The 18,892-nt window shown below is 40.4% G+C and carries 15 protein-coding genes; 12 read left to right on the top strand and 3 right to left on the bottom strand.

Annotated elements, in window-relative coordinates; genetic code table 11:
• Positions 1 to 12: 12 nt before the first annotated feature.
• Genes M1381_09605 through M1381_09595 form a run of 3 tightly spaced genes read right to left on the bottom strand, consistent with a single transcriptional unit; the run spans position 13 to position 2,991 of the window.
• Positions 13 to 972, bottom strand: a complete 960-nt coding sequence (locus M1381_09605; GenBank protein ID MCL4479335.1) for an HlyD family secretion protein — start codon at positions 970 to 972, stop codon at positions 13 to 15.
• A gap of 55 nt (positions 973 to 1,027) precedes the next feature.
• Entirely contained in the window at positions 1,028 to 2,347 is a 1,320-nt protein-coding gene (locus tag M1381_09600) for a TolC family protein (protein MCL4479334.1), read from the bottom strand.
• Positions 2,344 to 2,991 (bottom strand): TetR/AcrR family transcriptional regulator, encoded by a 648-nt coding sequence (locus M1381_09595; protein MCL4479333.1) that lies wholly within the window; start codon positions 2,989 to 2,991, stop codon positions 2,344 to 2,346. Before M1381_09595 ends, M1381_09600 begins: the two co-directional genes overlap by 4 nt.
• A 169-nt stretch (positions 2,992 to 3,160) precedes the next feature.
• Here M1381_09595 and M1381_09590 point away from each other — a divergent pair, with 169 nt between their 5' ends.
• From M1381_09590 to thiC, 12 genes are all read left to right on the top strand, one after another.
• On the top strand, positions 3,161 to 3,706 hold the full coding sequence (locus M1381_09590; protein MCL4479332.1) for an arginine decarboxylase, pyruvoyl-dependent: 546 nt from the start codon (positions 3,161 to 3,163) through the stop codon (positions 3,704 to 3,706).
• Positions 3,703 to 4,572, top strand: coding sequence for an agmatinase (gene speB, locus M1381_09585; GenBank protein MCL4479331.1), 870 nt, complete (start codon positions 3,703 to 3,705; stop codon positions 4,570 to 4,572). Before M1381_09590 ends, speB begins: the two co-directional genes overlap by 4 nt.
• A gap of 197 nt (positions 4,573 to 4,769) precedes the next feature.
• Entirely contained in the window at positions 4,770 to 7,853 is a 3,084-nt protein-coding gene (locus M1381_09580) for a hypothetical protein (protein MCL4479330.1), read from the top strand.
• Between the two features lie 36 nt (positions 7,854 to 7,889).
• Positions 7,890 to 8,153, top strand: a complete 264-nt coding sequence (locus M1381_09575; protein MCL4479329.1) for a PqqD family protein — start codon at positions 7,890 to 7,892, stop codon at positions 8,151 to 8,153.
• Positions 8,154 to 8,320: 167 nt separating this feature from the next.
• Complete coding sequence (locus M1381_09570) at positions 8,321 to 8,560, top strand: hypothetical protein (GenBank protein ID MCL4479328.1); 240 nt, start codon at positions 8,321 to 8,323, stop codon at positions 8,558 to 8,560.
• A 702-nt stretch (positions 8,561 to 9,262) separates the two neighbouring features.
• Complete coding sequence (locus M1381_09565; protein ID MCL4479327.1) at positions 9,263 to 9,985, top strand: nucleotidyltransferase family protein; 723 nt, start codon at positions 9,263 to 9,265, stop codon at positions 9,983 to 9,985.
• 190 nt (positions 9,986 to 10,175) lie between these two features.
• Positions 10,176 to 10,823 carry an outer membrane beta-barrel protein gene (locus tag M1381_09560; GenBank protein ID MCL4479326.1) on the top strand — a complete coding sequence of 216 codons (648 nt, stop codon included), beginning with the start codon at positions 10,176 to 10,178 and terminating at the stop codon, positions 10,821 to 10,823.
• A 9-nt stretch (positions 10,824 to 10,832) separates the two neighbouring features.
• Positions 10,833 to 14,117 (top strand): IPT/TIG domain-containing protein, encoded by a 3,285-nt coding sequence (locus M1381_09555; GenBank protein MCL4479325.1) that lies wholly within the window; start codon positions 10,833 to 10,835, stop codon positions 14,115 to 14,117.
• Positions 14,118 to 14,237: 120 nt separating this feature from the next.
• Complete coding sequence (locus M1381_09550; protein ID MCL4479324.1) at positions 14,238 to 15,176, top strand: phosphatidylglycerol lysyltransferase domain-containing protein; 939 nt, start codon at positions 14,238 to 14,240, stop codon at positions 15,174 to 15,176.
• A 60-nt stretch (positions 15,177 to 15,236) separates the two neighbouring features.
• Entirely contained in the window at positions 15,237 to 16,217 is a 981-nt protein-coding gene (bioB, locus tag M1381_09545) for a biotin synthase BioB (protein MCL4479323.1), read from the top strand.
• Positions 16,218 to 16,247: 30 nt separating this feature from the next.
• Positions 16,248 to 17,423, top strand: a complete 1,176-nt coding sequence (bioF, locus tag M1381_09540; GenBank protein MCL4479322.1) for an 8-amino-7-oxononanoate synthase — start codon at positions 16,248 to 16,250, stop codon at positions 17,421 to 17,423.
• A 163-nt stretch (positions 17,424 to 17,586) separates the two neighbouring features.
• Positions 17,587 to 18,885: a phosphomethylpyrimidine synthase ThiC gene (thiC, locus tag M1381_09535; protein MCL4479321.1), complete on the top strand. Its 1,299-nt coding sequence runs from the start codon at positions 17,587 to 17,589 to the stop codon at positions 18,883 to 18,885.
• Positions 18,886 to 18,892 lie beyond the last annotated feature (7 nt).

Genomic DNA, 18,892 nt, shown 5'->3' with positions numbered 1-18,892 from the left:
TTGGTATTGTTGTCATAACCAGCTAAACTTCCTTATACGTACTTTAACTTCAACAGACATGCCGGGTCTTAAGACATAGCCTTCCGTGTCAACCGCAATCTTTACAGGTATTCTTTGAACAATCTTTATAAATGTTCCTGATGGATTTTCTGAAGGTATTACGGAATATGCGCCCACCGTAGCGTTTTCTACATGTAAGACAGTACCTTTAAAATTAACGCCCGGATACGTGTCTACGGATATAGCTACTTTCTGCCCTGCTTTAATTTTACCGACATGCGTCTCTTTAAAATTAGCAACTATCCAGACCTTATCCAAATCAACAAGCCCAAAAATGGGATCACCTGGTCCCATATTCTGTCCTATGTTTGCACTTCTCTCTGAAACTACACCATTTATAGGGCTTTTTAAGATAATACCGCTAAGCCTGTTATATGTGGCATCGAGTATGTCTTTTTGAAGACCGGCTGTTATCTGTTGAGATTCGTACTGCTCTCTTAAAACCTCATACCTGGTTTTTGCGTCAAGAACGGACTGCGCATTTATACCGCCCTTTTTGTATATCGCCTCAATCCTCTGCGAATTTTTCTGCGCATCTATCATCTGGGATTTAAGTACCTTAAGTTCTTTTTCCGCATTAACATATTGAATATTTGCCTCCGACCTTGCTGATTTAAGATCCTTGTCTGTGATAATGTTGGATAATGTTACCCGCACAAGAGGCATACCAATCTTTACTGGATCACCTTCATCAACGTACAGTTGATCAATATAAGCAGGAAGAGGAGAACTTATTAAAATAAGGTCCGCATCAATCTGTGCATCCTCTGTGTAAGCAAAATTTGCCCAGTACCTCCACCACACCAACCCAAATATTATACCTGCTATTATAAGTAGAACAGGCACCTGTACCCGAAGTTTTTTATAAGACATCCTATTATTCTTTTTTGTTTCTTTAGTTTGACCATCCATATTAAACTTCCTTTCACGGTAATTTTCGACTAAAATTAATGATTCTTTTGAACGCCTATTCCCCTATGCCGGTAATCCTGTCAAGTTCTGCTACAGCAGTTAAATAGTTGTACTTTGCCTTTACATAATTTATCTGTGCCTCTCTTAGAGCTAAATCCGCATTAAGTACATCTATATTTATGGCAGTCCCGATCCGGTATTGTTCTTCGGCAATAGACTCTGCTTTTTGTGCAGTATTTACGGCATATTCCGCAGCCTTTAATTCTTTTTCTGCAACAACCGCACTTGAATATACGCCTTCAATCGATAGTCTGATAGTATCCTTTATCTGTGATTTTAAAAAGGTAAGTCTATAATAATCCGCATTAGCCTCTTTTACCTTGCCGACATCTGAACCACCGCTGAAAAGCGGTATTGAGAGGACAAGTTCAGCCTGATATATGGGCTGCCATGTACCAAAGTCATTTGATAACCAGTTGTAATACCCGCCTACTGTAAGTGACGGTATGAATCTGCCAAATGAAACCCTCTTGTAATACGCCGATGCCTTGATCTGTTTTTCGACCGATTTAAGTTGATAGTTTTTTTGCTCCGCGTCCTGCTGGAACTGCCCAAGGCTGTTTGAAAGCTGAGGTAAAGGGACATCAGCATTTCCGCATACATTATCAGTAAACTCAACACCAAGGAGATTTTTCAGATTAAGTTCCGTGATCTTCACATTATTTTCAGCAGCTATTACCTGCGGCTGTAAATTGGCAAGACTCACATTCGCATTTAAAACATCGAGTTCCGATGCCTCGCCGGCACTATATCTGTTCTGTGTGTTCTTAAAATGCTCCTTCGCAATAACAATCGAGTGCTTAATTATACTTACAGATTCTTTTGCAAGCAAAAAATCATAATAAGCTTTTTTAACCTGATATATGATTTCCTGTCTTGTATCCTGCACCGATGCGGAGGATGATTCGTACAAGTACTTTGATGCGTTATAATTATTCCATATCATACCACCGGCAAATAATGTCCACGACGCATTAAACCCTGCCGTATAATTCCATGTAGAGAAATTGATCCTTGTGTTAATAGCTGTTGACGGGAATTTGGGACCAAAAGCGTTAGGTGGTATAGTAAGTATAGGAAGCTGATAAGTGAATATATATGTTCCCGATGCCTGTATCTCCGGCATGAATCCGGCTCTTGCCTGTATGATCTTTGAATATGCTGCTTCTTTTTCCTGTTCCGCCTGCTTTAACGTTTTGTTGTTGCCCAATGCAAGCTGTACGGCATTATCTATACTAAGCTGCTCGCATGCATTTGCAATATACGGTTGTGTAATCATTAATAGCATTACAATAGCTATAGTCATCCGTTTCATAGAATTTCCTTCCTTTCCTTCATTATACCTTCTGATACGATCACGATAATATTGTTTATTATAGTAGTAGAATCAGACTTTATCATATTAAAATACTTTCTGTGAATAACATCCCGAATAGTCCCGGTAATTATTGAATTCAGGATATCGGTGTCTATATCATCCCTTATTTCATTTTCTCTTTTCGCCTTTTCTATCAGCAGCTTTATGTTATTACTGTCTCTCTCCATCTTACGCATGATTCTTATTTTTAATCCGTGCATCATCGTTTTCTTTACGTTTGCCCATTCAGAAAATATGACCATAAAAAATGCTTTATTTGTGTCAAAGTATTCAAGCCATACCTTTACAATAGTGGTAAGCTGGTCAATAAAGGTTTTATTGTCAACAAGTTTTTCACTCAAGAGTTTATCAAATCCTTCAAACTTGTATAAAATCGCATTATAATACAGATCGTCTTTATTCTTGAAATATTTGTAAATAGTACCGACACCCATTTCCACTATTTTTGCTATATCCTGCACAGATGTTTCGTAGAATCCTTTCTCGGAAAACACTTTTATCGCAGCTTCTATTATGTCCTGCTTCCTGACTAATTTTTCTTTTTCTTTTCTTGTAAGTTTCATTTTTGAATTATGGTTCATTTTTTTAATTGTACATTCTGTATAAGAATATATATTCATTGTCAAGGAGTTCAATATACGTACCTGTCGAAATACGCTATCAATAGTAACCGTTAGCACCAAATCAACGTTTTTATTGACATCGTAAAATCTATGTATAGAGATACGCACATGATTATAAGGAGGATAAATGTTTGTACCTTCTAAACTATTTTTAACAAAGGGCATTGGCAGGCATACAGAAAAGTTAACAAGTTTTGAGATGGCATTGAGAGATGCAAAAATAGCAGAATATAACCTTGTCAAGGTGAGCAGCATTATCCCGCCACGATGCAAAATAATAAGCATTGAACAGGGCTTGCAGCATTTACAGCAAGGTCAAATCGTGTTTTGTGTATTATCGGAAAACTCTTCTAACGAACCGCACAGGCTTGTTGCAGCATCAATCGGACTTGCTAATCCGAAGGATGAAACAATTCACGGCTATTTATCAGAACATCATGGTTTTGGCCAGACGGAAAAGGTAGCAGGAGATTATGCAGAGGACCTTGCTGCCTACATGCTTGCAACAACAATGGGAGTAGAGTTTGATTCAAACAAAAGCTATGATGAACAAAAAGAGATATGGACAATCAAAGGTCATATTGTAACAACCCGTAACATAACCCAATCAGCTACGGTTGATAAAGACGGATACTGGACAACGGTACTTGCATCCGCAGTGCTTCTCCCATGATGATACCCATTGCAGACAAAAATAGCTTTATTGGATATAATGTTCCCTTTAAAAGGGCGAATTTTCTAATTCTGCCCATCCCCTACGAGCAAACTACATCCTATATCGATGGGACAAAAAACGGGCCTGAGGCTATAATAAGGGCTTCACATTATGTAGAGCTATTTGACGAAGAGGCAGGCGTTGAAACATATCTTACGGGTATAAATACACTTGAACATATTAATTTCCAGAACCTTATACCCGATGATGCCATCAACAGAATTTACTCAACTGTAAAACAACTCCCGATAAAGGAAAAGTTTTTGATCTCGTTAGGCGGCGAACACTCTATAACATATCCAATCGTAAAAGCGTATAAAGAAAAGTTTAAGTCCTTAAGTGTTTTGCACGTTGACGCACATTCGGATCTAAGAGAAAGTTACCAGGGCAGTATTTACAGCCATGGATCCGTAATGGCAAGAATAAAAGATATGGCAACTATAGTTCAGGTAGGTATAAGAAGCCAGAGTAAAGAAGAGTATGAGACCATAAAAAAAGACAGGATCCATACCTTCTATATGCATAACATAAGAAAAGATGCACAATGGAAAGAACACGCAACAGAATCGCTTCATGATAATGTGTATTTGACTATAGATCTCGACGGATTCGATCCGTCCGTTGCGCCTGCTGTCGGTACACCCGAACCAGGTGGGTTGGGATGGTATGATGTAATCGATCTGATAAAAATGGTTATAAAACATCATAACCTTGTTGGATGCGATGTTGTTGAACTTTCACCGGCGCCATTATCCATCAATACCGATTTTTTAGCAGCAAGGCTTGTTTATAAAATAATAACAGCCATGCTGTATAAATATTAGAAAGCAGTAATAGTGATTAACGCGGATAACAAGAAAGGCCGGGTTTAAAACACGGTATTTCTCTATTGTACTCTGGATCAATTGTCTTACAAAGATAAAATCGTGGGTAGGCAAGTTGTCATTTTTTCTGTGATTTGTGCTTGACTATTATACAAAACTAAGATTAAATCACCTTTAATAAAAAATGGAGGTGCGGCATGAGGCAAAGGGTGATTCACTTTTCTATAATTATTTTGTCATTATTTTTTCTAACAACCCGGTGTGCAACTTCAAAGGTTAATCCATACCAGAACACACATAATGCGGATCAAATTATCATGAACGGGGGACTTAATAACAGTTCACAAATATCAGAGGCACAGTCACTGTACACAGATGCCTTGAATAATATAAATCCAGGGGATAGTAATTATGCTTATGTTGAATCGCATGCAAACTTCGGACTTGGAATGATAGGTATATGGAATGCGATCTCGACCATTTCAAGTCTATTAAGCTCTAACATGCTTGGGTCATTAACAGGAGGATCATCATCAAATCCATGTCAACCCATTGATATCACGCCGTATCAAAATTTACTTGGTCCTATTCTTGATAATATTATTTCTCCAATTGTTTCTAATTTAAAAGCGGTTTTACCTTTCACGGGCTTTTCATTTACAATAAATAGTGCCGACCTTGTTATCTTAAATAACATGAGTACCCTTGGAATCAATACGTCAAGCTTAACAGATCCAAGGTTATATCTTGATATGTCGGGTACTTATGACCTCGGAGAGGTTGACTCTTTTATAGGACTCCTTGAAACGATTCAAGGCGGAGTTAAGCTATTGTTTGCATATAATGGTGTGGCAAATGCACTTATAAATCTTGTAATCCCTGTAAAATCAGGTTGTCCGGCACCTCAAAGCCCGTTACTTGATCCAGCCTTCGGGACGATTTCATCCAACGGTGCTCAGGAGTTAACAGATGCCCAATCATTACTTGGAGACGCATTCAAGTCGTTCGGTGACAGCGCTTCATTCATAATGAACAGAAAGGGTGACAATTCTAATCATGTGCTGATGTTTTATGATGACTGGGGCGGATGCCCGTCTTATTTCCCGCAGTGTCAGCCAAAAAAAGTTGTGCTGTCTTTTAATGGGCTCAATATAACCATGTCCATACCTGCGTCTTCTATTTCTGAGGCAAGTTTTAATAAATGCCCTGATTACATTACTGATTCCTCTAAGTTCAATCTTTATCCAGCAGGCGATAATCATCCATGCACATCCCAGGATCTCTCAAATGGGACACCCTGCGGCTACGGAGATGGGATACGAGAGATTTCCGGTACCACTTATGTCGAAGACGTTTCTACGACACTGCCGAACGGCGTATTTATGCCTGGATGGGAACAAAGGAACCCCGCGGTAAATATGAGTACAGTATTCTCGCCGGGTCCTGATGATACCGGTATAGATGGTTTATTTAATGTTCAGGAAACAGGTTACAATGCTGATTGTAATCCCGATCCGGACATGAATGACGCATTTCCGCCAAACTTTCCATGGCTTATACATCATCAGGTTCCTATCATGGTATCGGGAATACCATTTACAGAAGCAGAGGGAAGCGGAGTATATGAGCCTGGCAAACGATTCCATGATTGGGGCACTGATAATACACCCGATCAATTGGAAACAGGACCAAATGGCTGTTACAGAGGACTTGATCCAAAAGGTGATCTTTATGATCCAGTTAAGAATCCTATGGGTACGGACGGCAATGGGCATTATGATCCGGGAGAGCCGTGGGGTTCGCCTTTATTAAGTCAATTGCTTGTAGTTGCTCTTCAAATACTCCCTGCCATTGTACCAAGTTTGAGTAGCACTTTATCCCCTGTATCCATACTCATTTCAGGGATGAATAGAAAACGGGCAGCGGCTTTTATTGACAACCTTTTATTTATACAGGGTATATCTTTACCGATCGGAGTATCAAACGTAACCATACCTCCGCTTTCCAAGATTATATATTTAACCGATATTTCTTCTACAAGCTATGCCCTTCAGGGGTCTATTCTTGATACTAATGGCCAGCACCCTCTGGATCTCTATCCGGTAATAGGCATATTGCTCAAAAGGTTATTAGGAATGGTAAATGGCATTTCCTATTCAGGTAGTCCTGCAATTACATCAATGCTTGGAGGGCTGTTACCGGTTCTAACAAACTATGCCTCTGCCGGGACGCTTTATACTTTATTGCCCGGTGTATTACCTTCTATAGATCTCGGTGCGTTCTTTAATTATCCACCCGGTAATCTGAAAACACTTGCACCGTTATACTATCCACAAGCAACGCCTTTTGTCGATAAGGCTGGAACAGGCATATATGTACCGCCGGAGCCTTTTGCAGATGGATTTGTCCATGTGCCGGACCCCGCATATAATAATGGGGCTGGTTACTGGACAGCAACAGCAAGCCTTGTAAACGGCACATGCGATAATTGCGTAGGTAATCCTTTTACTGCAGGATATGGAGGCGAATGGTACTCTGATTCAACCGGTAAATATGTACAATGGGAATCGGGTGATCCGATTGACGACATATATGGTGACGGACAATATCACAATGCAGGAGATATTATAGTCCAGTATGATGAAGAGCAGACATTTCCGTTTGTAGGTAAAGATTGGCAGGGTTTACCTATAACCGCATTTAGTGATACGGGGACAGGCAGGGTGGCTGATAATCTTGAACTCGGATATAGTCCTACAAATAATCCGGATCCTTATGGAGATGATATAACGTGTACAAATCCTCCATATCCATTCCCTGATTATCCACAACAATCATGGTCGGTGTGCGGTGAGAAGAATGGTATATACGATGGATATGACGGTAATTTTATGACACTGTTGTCTACCGTTTCCGGAACTACTGTTGCTCCATTTTCCGGGAGTTATACTCCATTCGTTTCAAGATACCATTTCTGGCCAGACGGAAGGGCAGTGGATCCTCCCACGCCTGTTATGTTCTCAGGTATGGGGATAAATCTATTGGTGTTCATACCGGATGACACGTACGTGTTCTTCCCTGATCCAAGCTTTGACGGCGTATTAACTATGGGACATTTCCATTGGGGTACACAGTACTCTTCATGGCTTGGTATAGCAGATCAGGGAACACTGAGCTGCGGTACAACAAGTTATTCGACAATGGACATTACCAACGGCAAGGTCAACCAGTTTGTCGGGCTTGTATCATTGCTCATTAATTCTTTAACGAGTTCATTATAAATAATAAGGAGGGCATTGCCCTCCTTATCCATCAAAATGAACTACACCATCCCGAAGGACATAATAATTACAGAACTTGACGATAACGAGGCTGTGCTTCTTGATTTGAAGAGCGAACGGTATTATTCATTAAATGAGACAGGACTTCTTATATATAAAGGTATTGAGGTATCGCTGACACTTGAAAAAAATATTGAACAACTTATTTCTATTTACGATTTGGATAAGGCAGAGGCTCTTGACAGCGTTAACACATTGATAAGTAAATTACTTAACAGCAAATTAATTGAAAAGGCATGATTCCAAAACTACCAACAATGCTATATAGAAGCTTTTTTATGGCAGCTGCCCTATTTATAGGTTCATGCTCACGCGAAGTTTATCATCAGCCTGATAAGCTTAAGAATCTAAAACAATTTTTGATAATCTTTGTATAAACAAGGGATGGGGATTACAGTATATATAGTATGAAGCCGGATGGGTCAGGCGTGAAAAGGCTTACCGATCCTTCAACCGATTGCGTCCTAAGCCAGTATTTTGATCTGCATCCTACTGCATGCGGTTATACTATTGTATTCTCATCGAACAGATCCGGAAGATTTCAATTATACTCAATGTCCATAAACGGCTCAAACAATCATGGATTAACAGACAATGCATACCTTAATGATCAGCCCGCATGGATAACAATACCGCCGATAAAATAACCGGCAGCTTATCTTTATTCTTGAGAATGGGTTTTTACATATTTTATATTCCTTTTCTTGAAAAGGAGTATGGGCTGAAAGAATTTCTTGATACTCTCTCAAAGGACAAAAAAAATCTTTCAATAAGATACTTATAAAAAGGTATGCACACGTATGGTTAAAGATAAAAAGCATATTTAAAACACAGCATCGCTGGAACCGTACAATAATACTTTATAAATTCTTAAATGAATCGGGATACAATGCCGTACTGTATACTGGTATACGAAAAGACCGTATAGACAAAACATCCATAATTGGACATAGCTGGGTTTGTATAGACGGTGTTGTATTTGATGATCAGCCGGATATATCCAACTATTATCATATAACATTTTCTTATCTATAATATGCTTTTCAACACTTCCAGAACATTACTGATAGATATATGTGCTCCGGCAAAGTCAAACTCACGGATAACCATTATCAAAAATAGACTGACACGTATGGATTTTAAAAAACTCGTAAAACTTGCAAGCATGTAATTTTTATCTCCCCTTTTATATCATAATATTAAAAAAATATCACAACTCTTAGTCCTGAGATACCGGCATCTTTAAAAAATAGTTATATGCAGAATACAGCCAGAAACATACTATTGTTGAAGCGCTAAAAAAAAAACTGCTGAGACAAGCCGCTGAAAAGTATGGTATAGATATTATCCTGTTAAAAGGCTCTGCATTCGCCGTTTCTATATATAACGAGGTCGGTATAAGACCCATGGCTGACGTGGACATACTTATTAAAAAAGAACATATCCTGAAAATGAAAGAATTGATGAAAGAACAGAGTATGTATGCGTTGTTTAAAACTCTGAGTGGAAAATGGTTTGAGGAGGTAAAATCACACATCACTCCGTATCAATCCGCCGATGATATTCTATCGCTCGAGATCCATACATGGTTATTCGATGATAGATTTATTTTCTTAACTCCTCTAAACCCGTTTGAATGCACTATGAAGATAAAATGGGATAACGAAAATTTTTATGTGTTTGAGCCCATGATATCCTTTATTTATACGCTTTATCATATGGCAATACATCACAATTATTCATTTAGACTTAGGGATTTTATCGATCTTTCATACCTGATAACTGCTTACAGTCTTGAGTACGGGAATATCATCACCTACATTGATAAGACACAGGCAAAAGGCTTGTTTGAGCCCATAATGTATACCGCCTTTGAAAATGCCCAGATAATATATAAGCCGGAACATACAGGGATATCGGATGCATACATTTACTATATAAATAGCGTGGTTATGAAACGTGTACCGATTCAAATTTCCTCAAGACTAACCGAGGCAATACCCGGGATTGCAACATTAATGACATCGGGTTTTAGAAAATGGGCGGCCCGTATTTTTCAAAACAACATCTGAGCTGCCAGTTTTAAAGAGGGTCATTATGGGCATGTGGATCATTGCCGTCGGTGCAGGCTATCTGTTAATCTTTCCGTTTTTTGCATGCATAAGAAAAATACGATTGAAGTAAAACTACAGCCGGTATTTGAGTGTGCTCATGTTACATCTAAACCATTTCATTGTCTTATATTAAAAATGGAGGTGCGTAATGATAAAAACATGGGTAGTAATGTTTTTTTTACTGGCATGCGTTTTTACATCAAGCAATCTGTATGCGCGTGAATACTCGATGAGGCAGAGCGATTATAGAGAAACTTACACGGAAAACAAAAACACATACTTTAATGCCGGCATCGGTGACATGATTGTGCCTTTTTCATCTTTTCAAAGCGGATTCTCCTTTGGTATTGGGGCCGGGGAAAGGGTCTACAGACACTCCAGCTCTTCATTATCAATTGGTCTTGGCATAGACTACTATCCCATAGATAAATCAGGCTCTGCCAGTTCAATCCAGACAGGCACGATTAGTTACCATTTAAAAGGTTATGCATTACCCATACTTATACAACTCACTTACGATTACACGATTAATGATCTGATAGATATTTACGGGGGTATAGGACTGGGTATTGTTAGCTCTTCTGTAAACACATCTATATCAAAATTTTCATCCGTAAGTGAACAGGGTAGTTCGTTTGGTTTTTCCGTATACCCCGGCATCAGGATAAATAAACTTGGGCCCGGGGCCATTTTTGCAGAATTTAACTTTATATCCTCATCCGTGAATTACCTTACAACAGGCTCTGCAAACATCGGAGGGACTTTATTTCTGATCGGCTACAATATCTTTTTTTAGGAGGACAATATGAAGAAGCTTATATACATAACATTATCAGCATTTGCTATATTTGCCGGCTGTTCAAAGACGACAACTGGTCCAGCACCGCAACCGTTATCCATAACACCGGGGGGTGGGTATAATCAAAGCACCATACCGGTAACAATCACCGGTAACGGCTTTCAGGCAGTACCATTCAATATTCTTTCAGGCAACCTTACAACAAAACTGCCGCAGGTATATCTGAGCACATCGCCAATTACACATCTCTCTATGACAAAGGTTTCACAGACCGTCATAAATGCAACTGTGCCGTCCGGGATCTCTGTCGCTGCAGGTACATGGGTTACATACAGCGTTACGGTCGTCAACCCCACTGGCAAGAGCGGCACGCTTAAGAACGCTTACATCGTTTCGAGCTATCCCCCACCAACAATAAGCAGCGCATCGATCTGCAGCATGGCAGGCACGGTTGTTGTAAACATCGGGGGAACAAGCTTTTTCGGTATACCCAATGTTACAGTAGTATCAGCATCGGGCAATAAAATAACTACAACCGTAAATTCAGTATCCTCAACATCCATAACAGCTACAACAGGTACAGGTTTAAGTGCAGGCACATATACCATTATTGTCACCAACCCCGATTCACAGCAGACAAGTGCATCAATCTCAATAACACAGATCCACGCGTGCATTTCACCGGTCATTTCATCAATAGAGCCAAAGTTCGGATGGACAAACGCCGATACAAATATCACAATAAGCGGCATGAACTTCAGTTTTCCTGCTACCGTGATATTTGCGCCCGCCGGTTCAACTGCTGGTGTAAAACTAACCTATGTCGCTTATGTATCATCCTCACAGATCCAGGCTGTCGTACCGAATGGTATGGCTGTCGGGTGGTATGATATAACAGTACAAAATCCAGATGGGCAGCAGGCTGTATACCCGTCCGGGTTCTACGTTTCTGCCAACCCGCCGCCTGTTATAACGAGCATATCGCCTGCATCGGGCTCATCCAATGCTTTAACATCTATAACCATAACAGGCAATTACTTTGCATCAGATGCAACTGCAGAGACTATCGATTCTACAGGTGCAATTAATGTATGTTCAATAAGCGCTCAATCATCGACTATTATTACATGCACAACTGCAGTGCTTGCAACAGGTGTTTACGTAATACGAGTTACTAACACATCGGATAATACCTATTATGACTATTCAAGCTTTATCGTCACGAACCCTGCGCAAAATGTTGGAAATACTAATGCATCAACAAGTCAACTTATTATTGGCAGGCAAGGGCTTACATCGGTTACAGGGCATGACAATATCGGTGATCGGTTTATTTATGCGATCGGCGGCGATGATGGCATAGGCAGGCATACACTTGACAGTGTTGAATACGCACAGCCGGACAGGTTTGGTAATCTCAATCCATTCAACCTTACATCTCCTCTTATCTATAAAACCACGGGTGCAGCGGCATTCCAGTATAATGGCTATGTGTATGTACTCGGCGGGCTTACCCCTTCTTCAGGATACACCTCAGTAATAGAGCGTGCAAAGATTCTTACAACCGACAGTACTCCTGTTGTATCGTTCGAAGGTCTTTCCGCATTTACGACGGGTACACTGCCCGCTGGCACATGGGTATATGAAGTTTCTGCAAACCTGCCGACAGGCACAACGTACATAGGAGAAAGCCTGCCTTCACCGGTTGTTTTTACAACAACCACGCAGACGGGCTCAATCCAGGTATCATGGCAGCCAGTGAGCGTGTGGAGCCCTGTAACAAATAGCTTTATCACTGCTACTGGATACAATGTTTACAGGAATACCCCAGGCACATTCAGACCTGTGCTTATTGCATGGAATATCAGCGGCAGAAGCTTTGTTGATAATGGGACATCTCAGCCTATCAGCATAACAGATACAACGTCAGGTTTCCCAACAACCATCCAGGATCCAACAAACCTTGTTGCAACACCTTCCTCATCGGGAGGTACATTATCGGCAGGCACATACTATTACAGGGTTTCTGCCGTAAACTACAGGGGAGAATCACCTGCATTAAACTTTGCCTCAGTAACAACCACATCAAACACATCTTACGTAACACTTAAATTTAATCCCGTTCCTGAAGCAGAATATTATAAGGTCTATAGAAGCCCATCCCCTGATATCAGACAGGGAAATGAGGTATTGCTTGTGCCTGTTACCTTAACCACAACCATTACGGATGACGGTAGTTCACTGCCTGTTACGATGACAACGCCTTCCGATGGATATATACCACCATTACCGTATGGCAGCCTTGGTCCATTCGGACTTGTTTCTGCTTCATTATCTTCTGCACGGGGCTATCTTGGCGCTGCAGTAGGTCATACGCAGACAGGCACCGTGTACGGTTATGCCGTTGGAGGGACAGCAAATGGTTCGACAGGACTTTCAACAGTTGACTCAATACAATTGTCCGCGGCTCCTATAACAGAAGCGAGCGCTACAACGGGCAGGCTTGCTGCTTCTACATACACATACGCTGTTACAGCAATCGTGCCTGACGGCGAGCTTGCCTATGCCGGAACATTCCAGACATCTGTAACAGGCGGCATACAGTTTACATGGGCATCTGTGCCGGATGCATCGTCTTATAACATATACAGGGACAGCGGGCATGGCTTAGAGTATATAGGCAACATTGTCTCTCCAACGACTGCATTCTCTGATAATGGTTCTGTCAGCCCAACCCCGGGTGCATTGCCTATGGGTGGAGGCATTGGAAATATCTTTGCAACAGCATCGCTACAAACAGCCAGGTGCCAGCTCAGTGCATTATCAGCAGATAAAACAAATCTGCCTCTGGCAATAACAGATACATCCGGTTATATATATGCAGTAACCGGGTACAACGGAGCTGTTATAAACACAACAGAGGTCTCCCGTATTCAGGGCGATGGAAGACTTGAGCCGTTTCAATACTTAAAGACTTCTAATGGTTTATCAAACGCTTCTTATACCATAAGTGGCCAGATAACATTGGTGGATACAAATAACTTCTTTTATTTCTTTGCCGGATACCCATTGACACATAATATTGAAGATTTTGAATTTGGAACAACGCCTTACACATTACATACAGGATATCCAAATAATGATGGAGGCAAGACATTGACCTATCGATACCTTGGTGCGGGTATATTACTCGGACCTTACTTCTACTTAATCGGCGGCACGTCCAACGGCTCACCGACGACCATGTCAAGCGATACAGTGCTCAACACGATTGAGCAGGTGATATACTAAAGGTGCTTAGGGGCGAGGAATCTCGCCCCTACATAATCCAAAAAATACGATATAAACTTTTTTTATATTCTTTTAACTGCCTCTTGAAATTATTATTATTAAGAGCTAATTTAAACATCTATGGATCAAATAATCCGTTTAACCCGGTATGCCGAATCGATACCGGTATTCCCTGAGTTTGCAGAGATAGACATTAAGATGAAACCGTACTTTGATCGGATTTTAAGGCTTAACCCGCCTCAGGCATCTGAGTATGATTTTACGAATATGTTTATATGGCGGCATTTTTATAAATTTAAGGCCGGTCTTGTAAATGAGAGTATATGCATAAAAGGACTTGATAAAGATGGTAAAGGGTTTTTTATGTTTATTGCAAAAGATATAGAATCGTATGTCGATACCGTTAAACACATAGTATCGTTCTATAAAAATACGGGTGACGAGCCTATTCAATTATTCAGGGTCGAAGAACGATTTATAGAACCTTTGCAGCATGCATTCCCTGATATCAGATATGAAGAGGATAGGGATAATTATGATTATATCTATTTAGCTTCAGATCTAATAGAACTCAGGGGCAGGAAATTTGATGGTAAACGAAATCATATAAAAAAGTTCAAGAATCATTATACTTACACGTATGAAAGAATAACCGATCAACTAATAAATAGTTGTATCTTTTTGACCGATAAATGGTACAGCAACAAAGGTAATCCATTGCTCAAAGATGATGTTATTGCAACAAAAGAAGCGCTCATCAATTTCAATACACTCGGTCTTACCGGCGGTACAATAATCGTGGACGATAATGTCATAGCTTTTTGCATTGCAGAAGGGTTAAATCCAGACACAGCGGTGGGACATATTGAAAAATTCGATCCGTCATATGAGGGTATCCCGCAGGTTATAAGCAATGAGTTTTGCATTCACGAGCTTAGTCATTACAAGTATATAAACCGTGAGCAGGATCTCGGTCACGAAGGGTTAAGGAAAGCAAAACTATCCTATCATCCCGTACAGATACTTAAAAAATACCGCGTGTTCATAACCCCTGAATAAAATCGTGAACTTGTATTTTTTTTTAATTTGTAATAACATGTCTATTTACAGGAGGCTGTAATGAAACTATCCGCTGAATATGTTATAGAGAATAACGGTATTACGTTTGATGAAGCCAAGGAACTTAGCCTTATTGATAATGAACGCTTATTAGATCTGTTTAATACCTCTAACAAGATGAGGCTGCATTACAAGGGGAATGAAGTAAATACCTGTTCAATACTTAATGCCAAATCCGGATTATGCCCAGAGGATTGCAATTTTTGTGCTCAGTCTGTTCATCATAAAACATCTGCTAAGGTGTATCCGCTGCTGTCGGCCGGCACCATTATTGATAAGGCAAAACAGGCAGATAATATTCCTGCAAAGGGCTTTTCTATTGTAACAAGCGGGTATGGGATCGACAATTCTGACGAGCTTGAGATCATAGCCCAGGCAGTTAAGGGTATATCAGAGCAAACCCATTTTTATGGATGTGCTTCTCTCGGCATACTTACAGAGCATGAGTTGAACCATCTTAAAGAATCAGGACTTGTGAAGTATCATCACAATCTTGAGACGTCAAGGTCGTTTTTCCCAAACGTCTGCACAACGCATCCTTACGAGGATGATATCGAAGCAATAGGTAATGCAAAGAGAACAGGGCTAAAGGTTTGCAGCGGCGGGATTTTTGGTCTTGGAGAATCATGGGAAGATAGAATAGAGCTTGCGTTTACACTAAAAAGACTTGATGTTGATTCTGTCCCTATAAACTTCTTGAACCCTGTAAAAGGCACACCGCTTGAAGATGTACGCAACCTTACACCCTTGGAATGTCTCAAGGTTATAGCCATATATAGATTGATTCTGCCCGATAAGGACATTGTTATATGTGGAGGCAGAGAAGTAAATCTCCGGGACCTTCAATCCATGATCTTCTTTGCAGGTGCAAACGGCATGATGCTTGGCGGTTATCTTACGACATCAGGCAGACCTGTAGAAACAGACCTTCAAATGTTAAAAGACCTCGGGCTTGCGCCTGCAAAACCTTTGGCAGTATAGCGGATATTGATGAAAGTTTTCATGATATAAATGTCAAAATCTTATTTTTACTCAATCCTTTCACAGGAACTTAGCAGCATAAAAGAAAGGGACCTTTTTAGATTCATGCGGACTATCCGGAGTGCACAGGGTCCTGTTGTTAATATCGATGGTAGAGATATAATTCTGCTGTGTTCAAATAATTATCTTGGACTTGCCAATCATCCGGAACTCATGAATGATGCTATTAAGGCCATTAATCGTTACGGCGTCGGTTCTGGTGCATCAAGATTGATTTCAGGCAATATGGGTCCGCATGAACAACTCGAACAGGATATAGCAGATTTTAAACAAACAGAATCGGCACTCGTTTTTAATTCCGGCTATCATGCAAATATCGGGATCATCTCAGCCATTGCCTATACTGATACTGCTGTGCTCAGTGATGAATTAAATCATGCATCCATTATTGACGGGATAAGATTAAGCAAGGCAAACATATTTATATACAGACATAGGGATACAAGCATGGCAGAAGATATTTTAAAATCACTTGAACAGAAAAAAAAGCTTATCGTTACCGATAGTGTATTCAGCATGGATGGAGATATCGCGCCTCTAAAAGAACTTGCCGAACTTGCCGAAAGGTATGATGCATTGTTAATGGTTGATGAGGCGCACGCAACCGGTATTCTTGGCAAACACGGCAGAGGGGCTGTAGAGCTGTTTGAATTAAGCGGCAGGGTTCATATTCAAATGGGAACACTGGGTAAGGCATTGGGTGTTTTTGGAGCCTATGCCGCAGGGGACAGGTTATTGATAGATTATCTTATCAATAAATCCCGCTCATTCATATTCACAACATCACTTCCACCCGCTTTATGCTCGGCAAGCAGAAAAGCAATAGAACTTATCAGGAATCACCCGGAATTGCGTGAAGCATTGAAAGAAAATATCAAAATCATGAGAGATGGACTGAGAAATATGGGTTTTGAAATACCCGATGCCCCTACTCCAATAATACCTGTAATAATCGGTGATTCTAAAAAAACAATGGAGTTCTCTTCTTTGCTTTTTGATAGAGGCGTATTCGTTTCCGGCATAAGGCCCCCAACAGTGCCTCCCGGGACATCAAGATTAAGAATAACTGTCAGTGCATCTCATACAAAAGAGATGCTCTACAAATCGCTTGATATAATAAATACCGTAAACCATATGCTCCGATGAACTGCTTAAATCTTTGAACCGTTTAAATCGTTAAGGCGTATTGCAGTTAAGCAGGGGCCGGGTTTAAACCCGCCCCTGCCCTGCTGTGTTTTTGGTCAGTTCATAGCAATGTATTGATTAAATATGTATATTTTGTTATCCTAATTTTAGAAAGGATGATTATATGGGTCACATTTTGTCAGCGAGAAATGGGATAGCAACGAAAGAGGTACAATTCATCGCACAAAAAGAAGGTATACCTATTGCTTCTATGCTTGAGAGCATTGCAAGCGGCAGGATTGCTGTATTAAAAAACAAAAATCATGATATAAACCCGGTTGGTGTCGGTGAAGGCCTGTCTGTAAAGATAAATGCCAATATAGGTTCTTCTGAAGATAAGTCTAATATTGATGAGGAGCTTGAAAAGCTAAACGTATCTATAAAATATAAAGCGGACGTAATAATGGATTTGTCAACAGGAGGTAATATAACAAAGATCCGAGACATATTATTACATCATTCTTCAATCCCTATCGGCACTGTTCCCATATATCAGAGCGTTATTACAGCAGTGAAAAAGAAGAAATCCCTCGTTGAACTCACTGTTGACGAGATGTTCGACAATATTGAGAATCAGGCAAGGCAGGGTGTGGATTTTATGACGATTCACTGTGGTGTTACGCGAGAATCTATTAGCAGGTTTAAAAAACAGGGCAGACTGCTTGACATGGTTAGTAGAGGCGGAACGTTCATGATGGAATGGATTGAATATAATGATAAAGAAAATCCTTTTTATGAGTACTATGACAGGCTCATAGATATTTTGTCAGAATATGATGTTGTCATAAGCCTTGGCGACGGCTTAAGGCCCGGTGCAATTGCGGATGCAACAGATAGAGGACAGATTCAGGAATTGATAATACTTGGAGAACTTGCTAAACACGCTGTGGAGCATGACGTTGGAGTTATGATAGAAGGGCCGGGTCATGTGCCTATAAATCAAATAGTAACTAATATGCAAATTGAAAAAAAGCTATGCAATGGTGCTCCTTTTTATGTGCTTGGTCCACTTGTTACCGATATCGCACCCGGGTATGATCATATAACCTCGGCAATTGGCGGTGCAATCGCAGGTATGTCCGGTGCTGATTTCCTGTGCTATGTAACGCCTGCGGAACATCTACGGTTACCGAGTATTGAAGACGTTAAAGATGGCATAATAGCTTCTAGGATAGCGGCGCATGCAGCAGACATAGCAAGAGGTGTTAAAGGCGCTATTGATTGGGACATGGAGATGGCAAAGGCGAGAAAGGCAATGGACTGGGAGAAACAGTATAAACTTTCTATTGATCCTGAAAAGGCAAAGGCATATAGAGAATCGGTAGAACTAAAAGATAAAGATGCGTGCAGTATGTGCGGCGAGTTTTGTGCAATCAAATTACAGCAGGTAGAATTAAAACAAGTGAAAAATATGATTGGGTAGTGTTTTA

The sequence above is a fragment of the Deltaproteobacteria bacterium genome (assembly GCA_023382265.1).
Classification (GTDB): Bacteria; JAMCPX01; JAMCPX01; order JAMCPX01; family JAMCPX01; genus JAMCPX01.
Note: the sequence above shows the minus strand (reverse complement) of the source record. Positions and strands in the feature narration are given on the sequence as shown.

Bases quoted from the DNA above. Each gene is read 5' to 3' on its own strand.
- M1381_09605 (MCL4479335.1), bottom strand. From the start codon at position 972: ATGGATGGTCAAACTAAAGAAACAAAAAAGAATAATAGGATGTCTTAT.
- speB (MCL4479331.1), top strand. From the start codon at position 3,703: ATGATGATACCCATTGCAGACAAAAATAGCTTTATTGGATATAATGTT.
- bioF (MCL4479322.1), top strand. From the start codon at position 16,248: ATGTCAAAATCTTATTTTTACTCAATCCTTTCACAGGAACTTAGCAGC.
- bioB (MCL4479323.1), top strand. From the start codon at position 15,237: ATGAAACTATCCGCTGAATATGTTATAGAGAATAACGGTATTACGTTT.
- M1381_09555 (MCL4479325.1), top strand. From the start codon at position 10,833: ATGAAGAAGCTTATATACATAACATTATCAGCATTTGCTATATTTGCC.
- M1381_09600 (MCL4479334.1), bottom strand. From the start codon at position 2,347: ATGAAACGGATGACTATAGCTATTGTAATGCTATTAATGATTACACAA.
- thiC (MCL4479321.1), top strand. From the start codon at position 17,587: ATGGGTCACATTTTGTCAGCGAGAAATGGGATAGCAACGAAAGAGGTA.
- M1381_09595 (MCL4479333.1), bottom strand. From the start codon at position 2,991: ATGAACCATAATTCAAAAATGAAACTTACAAGAAAAGAAAAAGAAAAA.
- M1381_09575 (MCL4479329.1), top strand. From the start codon at position 7,890: ATGAACTACACCATCCCGAAGGACATAATAATTACAGAACTTGACGAT.
- M1381_09590 (MCL4479332.1), top strand. From the start codon at position 3,161: ATGTTTGTACCTTCTAAACTATTTTTAACAAAGGGCATTGGCAGGCAT.
- M1381_09580 (MCL4479330.1), top strand. From the start codon at position 4,770: ATGAGGCAAAGGGTGATTCACTTTTCTATAATTATTTTGTCATTATTT.
- M1381_09560 (MCL4479326.1), top strand. From the start codon at position 10,176: ATGATAAAAACATGGGTAGTAATGTTTTTTTTACTGGCATGCGTTTTT.
- M1381_09550 (MCL4479324.1), top strand. From the start codon at position 14,238: ATGGATCAAATAATCCGTTTAACCCGGTATGCCGAATCGATACCGGTA.
- M1381_09570 (MCL4479328.1), top strand. From the start codon at position 8,321: ATGAAGCCGGATGGGTCAGGCGTGAAAAGGCTTACCGATCCTTCAACC.